The 6,663-nt window shown below is 64.4% G+C and carries 10 protein-coding genes; 3 read left to right on the top strand and 7 right to left on the bottom strand.

All coding sequences use genetic code 11. The features are described 5' to 3' along the window. A partial coding sequence (locus EN738_RS28495; protein ID WP_348629113.1) for an MBL fold metallo-hydrolase occupies positions 1-214 on the top strand: 214 nt, incomplete at its 5' end. Between the two features lie 93 nt (positions 215-307). Here the strand turns inward: EN738_RS28495 and EN738_RS28490 are convergent. The 3 genes from EN738_RS28490 to EN738_RS28480 form a co-directional block, all read right to left on the bottom strand. Continuing rightward, on the bottom strand, positions 308-736 hold the full coding sequence (locus EN738_RS28490; protein WP_127286567.1) for a BA14K family protein: 429 nt from the start codon (positions 734-736) through the stop codon (positions 308-310). A 194-nt stretch (positions 737-930) separates the two neighbouring features. Then, complete coding sequence (locus tag EN738_RS28485) at positions 931-1,143, bottom strand: cold-shock protein (RefSeq protein ID WP_006202521.1); 213 nt, start codon at positions 1,141-1,143, stop codon at positions 931-933. A 350-nt stretch (positions 1,144-1,493) separates the two neighbouring features. Then, positions 1,494-1,706: a cold-shock protein gene (locus EN738_RS28480; RefSeq protein ID WP_006202520.1), complete on the bottom strand. Its 213-nt coding sequence runs from the start codon at positions 1,704-1,706 to the stop codon at positions 1,494-1,496. Between the two features lie 511 nt (positions 1,707-2,217). On the opposite strand from EN738_RS28480, the gene EN738_RS28475 reads away from it, so the two are divergent. Both EN738_RS28475 and EN738_RS28470 read left to right on the top strand, forming a co-directional pair. Beyond that, a complete protein-coding gene (locus EN738_RS28475) occupies positions 2,218-2,628 on the top strand; it encodes a Kazal-type serine protease inhibitor (RefSeq protein ID WP_127286566.1) in 411 nt (136 codons plus the stop codon). A gap of 239 nt (positions 2,629-2,867) precedes the next feature. Continuing rightward, positions 2,868-4,502, top strand: a complete 1,635-nt coding sequence (locus tag EN738_RS28470; RefSeq protein ID WP_127286565.1) for a sulfotransferase — start codon at positions 2,868-2,870, stop codon at positions 4,500-4,502. Between the two features lie 145 nt (positions 4,503-4,647). Here EN738_RS28470 and EN738_RS28465 read toward each other — a convergent pair whose 3' ends face one another. From EN738_RS28465 to EN738_RS28450, 4 genes are all read right to left on the bottom strand, one after another. Continuing rightward, positions 4,648-5,001, bottom strand: a complete 354-nt coding sequence (locus tag EN738_RS28465) for a DUF1428 family protein (RefSeq protein ID WP_127286564.1) — start codon at positions 4,999-5,001, stop codon at positions 4,648-4,650. A gap of 10 nt (positions 5,002-5,011) precedes the next feature. Beyond that, on the bottom strand, positions 5,012-5,440 hold the full coding sequence (locus EN738_RS28460; RefSeq protein ID WP_127286563.1) for a glyoxalase/bleomycin resistance/extradiol dioxygenase family protein: 429 nt from the start codon (positions 5,438-5,440) through the stop codon (positions 5,012-5,014). 123 nt (positions 5,441-5,563) lie between these two features. Further along, positions 5,564-5,752, bottom strand: a complete 189-nt coding sequence (locus tag EN738_RS28455) for a hypothetical protein (RefSeq protein WP_127286562.1) — start codon at positions 5,750-5,752, stop codon at positions 5,564-5,566. A gap of 106 nt (positions 5,753-5,858) precedes the next feature. Next, a partial coding sequence (locus tag EN738_RS28450; RefSeq protein ID WP_145966956.1) for an ATP-binding cassette domain-containing protein occupies positions 5,859-6,663 on the bottom strand: 805 nt, incomplete at its 5' end.

Here is a 6,663-nt window from a genome sequence, read left to right as displayed (position 1 = left end):
CTTCAACCGTGCGGCCAAGTTCGCCCATGTCGGCGACGTGCTGTTTCGCGGCTCGATCGGGCGCACCGATTTGCCCGGCGGCGACCACACCACGCTGATTGCTTCGATCAAGAACAAGCTTCTGCCGCTCGGCGACGACATCGGCTTCATCTGCGGCCACGGCCCCGGCGGCCGCTTCGGCGAGGAGCGCCGCACCAATCCGTTCCTGACCTGAATCTCAACACCCCCTGGGTGAGCGCCTAAAGGACCCCAAACAAAAAAGCGCTGGCCTTGCGGTCAGCGCTTTCCTGTTTGGGGCAGGGAAGCCTCAGTTGGCGACGCAGAAGTGCTGCTCGCCATCATTGCCGGTGAAGGTACCGGTGCGGGAATTGAAGGTGCGATAGCGGTCCGAGCAGTATTCGTACCAGGCACGGGTCCACGGTTCCGCATAGCGGTCGGCATAGACGACGCGCGGCTGCGCATAATAGCGGCGAACCGGAGCCGGCCGCACATAGCGGTAGTCATAGTCGTCGTAGCCCGGCTCGTAATAGCTGTTGTAGCGAGGCTGCGGGTTGCTCAACGCGCCGGCGATCAGGGCGCCGGCAGCAAGGCCGACAACGCCGGCGGCGAGGGCGTCGTTGTGGTTGTGATGGTGACGGCGCCAGCGCCAGTCATCGGCGTTGGCCGCCGGCAAGGTGGCCAATATGGTCGCGGCGATGCCGGTGGACAGAATGGCGGTCTTGAGAATTCGGTTCATTTCGGTCTCCTTCGCGCCGGCCCGTGTACTTTCGGGGGGATGCGGACCGGCTTTAGCAAAGGTTAATAAGAGACCGTGGCTGAACGGAGGCTGAACGAAATCCGGCCTGACATTTCGATTGCTTGCGCAAAACCATAGACCCGGCGAGAGCGGACCCGCCTCATCAGTCTCCGCCAGGTCTGTCCTGAACCGGCTCAGCCGATCGACAGGTTGACGGCCTTCGGACCCTTGCCGCGCTTGTCCGGCTCGGTGTCGAATGTCACTTTCTGCCCATCCTCAAGACCGGGAAGACCCGACGCCTGCACGGCCGAAATATGGACGAAGACATCCTTCGCGCCATCGTCCGGCGTGATGAAGCCGAAGCCTTTGGCATGATTGAAGAACTTGACGGTGCCGGTCTGCGGCATGGGAAGCTCCTTATGATCCCATAAAGTCCAGTTTCGGGCCGGCAAATGCCCGAGTGGAAATTTGTCCTTTATTTTAGCGCTATCGGCAAGAGAAAGTTTTTGCCCCGCCCGGCAGGCATTTTGGCAGCGCTTTGCGTCCGCCGCGCTTCGCGTGCCGTGATCCAAATTGTCGTTTTGGTGCACGCCGTTAGCCGAATGCCCGGTACCGTTCGGCGAGCCTTCCACCGGGCATGGAAAAGGCGCGACGGTGACCGTCGCGCCTTCGAGAATTCAGCCCGGCTCGGAAGCCGGTTCACGACCTTGCAGCGCGCCATCGCTCCTCCGCGCGGGCGATGCCCCAGATCGATCGATCAGGCAGCGCGGAGATTGACCGCCTTCGGACCCTTGCCCATGCGGTCGGGCTCGACGTCGAAGGTGACCTTCTGGCCGTCGACCAGGGTGCGCAGGCCCGAAGCCTCGATCGCCGAGATATGGACGAATACATCCTTGGCGCCGCCGTCAGGCGTGATGAAGCCGAAGCCTTTGGTGGCGTTGAAAAACTTTACGGTGCCGGTCTGGGCCATTGGGGGAAACTCCTCTCACCCGTGTCAGTCATATGGTTTGCCCGCCGCTGGCGCCTTGGGCATGTCCCGGTGGTTGCTTCGGCAGTCATGCATTGGCGCATGGTCAAACCCCCCGCCGAAAAACGGGGCCGTCAGAGATTCACAGTATCGGGGAAAGGTCGTCCAAAACGTTCCGCTCTCCGGGTCGCAAATGCCCGAACACGGAATTTATCGCACGGAAACGTGATGGTTGCAAGACGGCGCCGCGGGTGGGCCCGGTGGGCGCGCCCGACGCAGCGCTTCGATAGACCCGGCCCCATGCCCGGTCATCGGCCAGAGCCCGGCCACGCATGGGCCAGCGGCCCCTCGCGGGTGGCCGGACGGCGCCAGCGGCGGCGCCATTTCGTCCGCAAACGGGGGTTGCATTTGTCGGAGGAATGGCGAGGATCGGCAGGCGTGTTTTGCGCCGGAGCGGGGGTCATTGCACTCTGATTTGCGCATGCTCTTCGGACCCATGTGCCGGGAGGTATTCATGAGATTTATTGCGACGCTTTTCTCGCGACAGGGCTTTGCTCTCCTGTTCCTGTCGGCACTTCTGGCAGCCTGCACGGTGGTGGTTGACGAAGGTCCTGGACCGCGCCCGCGGCCGCCAAGGCCGGAACCGCAATTCTGCACCAGGGAGTATGAGCCGGTCTGCGCCCGCCGCGGCGGCGACCGCCAGACCTTCGCCAATGCCTGCCTGGCCGATCGGGCCGGGTATCGCATCGTGCGCGATGGCCCATGCCGCGACGGCGGCGGCGGCGGCGGTGGAGACGAGCCGACATTCTGCACCCGCGAATACGCTCCGGTCTGCGCCCGCCGCGGCGGCCAACTGCGCACCTTCCCGAATGGATGCGAGGCCCGCGCCGCGGACTATCGCATCATCGGCGACGGCCCGTGCTGAGCAAGCAAGGCCTCGTCGTCGCGAGCGGCGAGGCCATGCGGCGGCAGATCCCATCTCCTTTTTGCCGAGGAGATGCGCATCTCCATCAGCGACCGGCGAGGCCGTTGCGTCTTGAAACTGCCGGCCGCATGGCTTAGGTCCGGCAAGCGGACAAACACGGCAGGTTTCCCATCACCAGAGATCCAAGACGAGGCGCGGGTTCCGGCCCTGGCGGGCAGACGCTGGGGCTCGATCAGCGCGTGCAGCAGGCGCTGCAACTGCATCAGGCCGGCCGCCGGCAAGAGGCGGAGATTCTCTACCGCCAGGTGCTGGCGCAAAAGGCGAACCATGCCGCGGCCGCGCATTTCCTCGGGCTTCTGCTGCACCAGACCGGGCGCGGCGAAGAGGGGCTGGCGCTGATCGAGCAGTCGGTGCGCCTGCAGCCCGGCAATCCCGATTTCCTCAACAATCTGGGCACCGTGCTGCGCGATCTCGGCCGCGTCGCGGCTGCGGTCGATTGGTTCCGCAAGGCGGTGACGTTGCGGCCGGACCAGCTGGCGGTGCGCGACAATCTCGGCTCGGCGCTGAAGCAGCTCGGCCAGTTCGAGGGCGCAGAAGACATCTATCGCGGCACGATCGGCCGCAATCCATTCCATGTGCGCGCCCGCATCGGGCTGGCCGAGACGCTGCAGGAGGCGGGGCGGCTGGACGAGGCGATCGCGGTGTTCCGCGAGGCGCTGGCGATCCGGCCGAAGGACGCCGACCTGCTGTACGGACTGGGCGTCGGCATGATGGAGAAGGGCAAGCTGGACGAGGCGGCCGATCTCGCCCGGCAGGCGCTGGCGATCACTCCCGCCATGGCAAGGGCATGGCTGCTGCTGACGCAGGTCAAGCGCCAGACCGAGCGCGACGCCGAACTCGTCGGCATGGAGGCGCAGCACGCCAAGGCGCCGCAGGGAAGCCTGGCGCGCATGCAGCTTTCCTTCGGCCTCGGCAAGGCCAATGACGACCTCAAGGATTATCCCCGCGCCTTCGACTATTTCGCCGAGGGCAATGCCATCCGCCGCACCGGCATCGACTACGATCCGGCGAGGACGCGCGATGAATTCGAGGCGATGAAGGCGACGTTCGATAGGGCGTTCTTCGAAAAGCACAAGCCAAGTTCGATCGCCGACGACACGCCGATCTTCGTCGTCGGCATGCCGCGTTCCGGCACCACGCTGGTCGAGCAGATCATCGCCAGCCATCCGCAGGTCTTTGGCGCGGGTGAGCTCAGCATCCTGAAGACGGCGGTCGGCAAGCAGTTTCCGCTTACCATGAAGGGCGGCTTTCCGCAAGGCATCGCCGACATGCCCGACAAGGCCTTCGGCGAAGCGGGCGAGGCCTATCTCGATATGCTGCATGCCCGCTATCCGGGCTTCCGCTATGTCACCGACAAGATGCCCGGCAACTTCCTGCTGGTCGGCTTCATCCACCTGATGCTGCCGCAGGCGAAGATCATCCATTGCGCTCGCGATGCGGCGGCCACCTGCCTTTCGATCTACAAGGTGCATTTCCGCGGCGACAGCCACCGTTACGGCTACGATCTCGGCGAGCTCGCCGACTTCCACAATCTCTATGCCGACATCATGGCGCATTGGCGCAACGTGCTGCCCGGCGTCGTTCACGATGTGCGCTACGAGGATTTCGTTGCCGACCAGGAAGGGCAGACGCGGGCGCTGATGGCGCATCTCGGCCTGCCCTGGGACGACAAGGTGCTGTCCTTCCACGAGACCGACCGGCCCGTGCGCACGGCCTCGGCCGCCCAAGTGCGCCAGCCGATGTACCAGGGCTCGGTCGACCTTTGGAAGCGTTATGGGGACAGGCTGAAGCCGCTGCTGGACAAGCTAGGCTGATATTGAGGTGAGGCCGGCCTGCGAACGGCGGCTCCCTGCGCTTCCGGTGCTCACATACGTTAAGTACGCTCCGCTCCGGTTCTCGGGAGCCGCCATTCTCGACTCGGCCTGACCTCAATCTCAACCCAGCTTGGGGCCCAGCTCCTCAAAGCTCGATGAACGTCTGGAAGCCGCCAAAGATCATGCGCTTCCCGTCGAACGGCATTGTCGGCCAATCGGCCTTCAGCCGCTCGTCGACCATAATTTTCGCCATCACTTCGTCGCGCCGTTTTCGGGACTCGTAGACAACCCAAGCAAAGACGACGACCTCGTCGTCCTTGGCCTGCACGGCGCGCGGGAACGAGGTGAGCTCGCCATAGGGCACGTCGTCGCCGATGCATTCGACATAGGAAAGCGCGCCGTACTCCATCCAGATGGTGCCTGCTTGCCCAGCCATCTTCTTATAGGCGTCGAGATTTGCCTTGGGGACGGCGAGAACGAAACCATCGACATAGGACATCGTGCTTCTCCTATGCCTTCTTGACAGGCGCGTTCATCGCCCATTCGACACCGAACGGATCGCGCATGTTGCCCCACTGGTCGCCCCAGAACATCACCTGCAGCGGCATGACGACCTCGCAGCCGGCGTCGACGGCGCGCTTCCACCAGGCCTCGATGTCGTCGCTGCCGAGATGCAGCTGCATCGTGTAGCCCTGCGGCTTCACCGGCGACATGCCGTGCTCGGGATAGAAGTCGGAGATCATCAGCGTCGAGCCGTTGATGTGGAGATGGATGTGCATGGTGCGGCCCTGCTCATCCGGCGGATAGAAGAACACCTGCTCGGCGCCGAAGGCCTTCTTGTAGAATTCGGCGGCCTTGAAGGCGCCGTCGAGCTGCAGATAGGGGGTCAATCCACCGAGCACTTTGGCGGCCGGCTGAACGGGGGTCTGGTCGGTCATTTTCTGCTCCTCTTTGCGTTTGGTCTGACCTTGCGAACCACAGGACGAACGAGGCAGCCGCGATCCTACACAGGTCTCGGATTTTTTTAGAACCGCCGAATCACGCGCCGGGCTGGTCGCCCGTCAAATCACCCTGGCCGAGCAGGTCGCAGCGCCGGCACGAGGGCTGTATTGCACGTCGAAGATTTCCGGAACGCCGATGTCCTTGCGCAGTTCGGCCGGGAGCGAAAGCAAGATACGCTCGCTGCGGTAGCGGGCGCGCGCCGCCGCGTACCGGGTTGCGATGCGACCGATGGATGACAGGACCGACATGATGAACTCTCCCTGGTTGATGCCGGCATCATCGTGTCGGCATCCCAAGGACGTGGCGCATCCCGGCGATCCGACAGATCGCCGGATTTTTTCGACCGGAGATTCTTCAGCCGCCCGTTCCGGCCACCGCGCGGAAGAAATCCTCGGGGTCGTCGACCTCGGTCAGCCGGCGTTTCTCGATCAGCCAGAAGCGGTTGCCGACGGCGCGGATGAAGGCGCGGTCGTGCGAGGCGAGAACGCAGCTCGCCTGATGCGCCAGCAGTTCCGCCTCCAGCGCTTCCTGGCCGTCGATGTCGAGATGGTTGGTCGGCTCGTCGAGCAGGTAGAAATTGGGATTGGCGAGCCTGAGCGCCAGCATCACCAGCCGGGCCTTCTGACCGCCCGACAAGAGCCCGATCCGGCGCCCCTGCATGTCGATGCCTACGCCGGCGCCGGCGAGCAGCGAGCGGGCGCGCTGTTCGCCAATGTCGAATCTGCGCGTCACCATCGCCAGCGGCGTGTCGTCGCCGCTCATGCCCGACAGAGCCTGATCGCTGTAGCCGAGCACCGTCGACGGCGTCACCTTCACATTCCGCACGCTTTCCGGCTCGGCGACGGCGTTGCGGAGCAGGGTGACGAAGCGCGACTTGCCGACCCCGTTGCGGCCGAGCAGCACGATGCGGTCGCCCTGGCAGATGTGACGCTTTCCGGTCCGGAACAGCAGCGTGCCGTCAGGTGTTTCCACTGCCGCGTCGTCGAGCGTGATCAAGACCTTGGCGTGGGTGCCGCTGTTGGCGAGCCTGATGGCGCCTGCCGAACGCTCGCGGTGCGCCGGCAGGGCCGCTTCTTCCAGCTTCGCCGCCCGCTGGTTGAGGTGCTTGGTCTTGACGGTCAGCAGGTCGCTGCCCGAATTGATGCCAAAATCGTTGAGC

This window comes from Mesorhizobium sp. M4B.F.Ca.ET.017.02.2.1 (assembly GCF_003998955.1).
Lineage (GTDB): Bacteria > Pseudomonadota > Alphaproteobacteria > Rhizobiales > Rhizobiaceae > Mesorhizobium > Mesorhizobium abyssinicae.
This window is presented reverse-complemented; position numbering and strand designations above follow the sequence as displayed.

Bases quoted from the DNA above. Each gene is read 5' to 3' on its own strand.
- EN738_RS28490 (WP_127286567.1), bottom strand. From the start codon at position 736: ATGAACCGAATTCTCAAGACCGCCATTCTGTCCACCGGCATCGCCGCG.
- EN738_RS28485 (WP_006202521.1), bottom strand. From the start codon at position 1,143: ATGCCGCAGACCGGCACCGTCAAGTTCTTCAATCATGCCAAAGGCTTC.
- EN738_RS28480 (WP_006202520.1), bottom strand. From the start codon at position 1,706: ATGGCCCAGACCGGCACCGTAAAGTTTTTCAACGCCACCAAAGGCTTC.
- EN738_RS28475 (WP_127286566.1), top strand. From the start codon at position 2,218: ATGAGATTTATTGCGACGCTTTTCTCGCGACAGGGCTTTGCTCTCCTG.
- EN738_RS28465 (WP_127286564.1), bottom strand. From the start codon at position 5,001: ATGTCCTATGTCGATGGTTTCGTTCTCGCCGTCCCCAAGGCAAATCTC.
- EN738_RS28460 (WP_127286563.1), bottom strand. From the start codon at position 5,440: ATGACCGACCAGACCCCCGTTCAGCCGGCCGCCAAAGTGCTCGGTGGA.
- EN738_RS28455 (WP_127286562.1), bottom strand. From the start codon at position 5,752: ATGTCGGTCCTGTCATCCATCGGTCGCATCGCAACCCGGTACGCGGCG.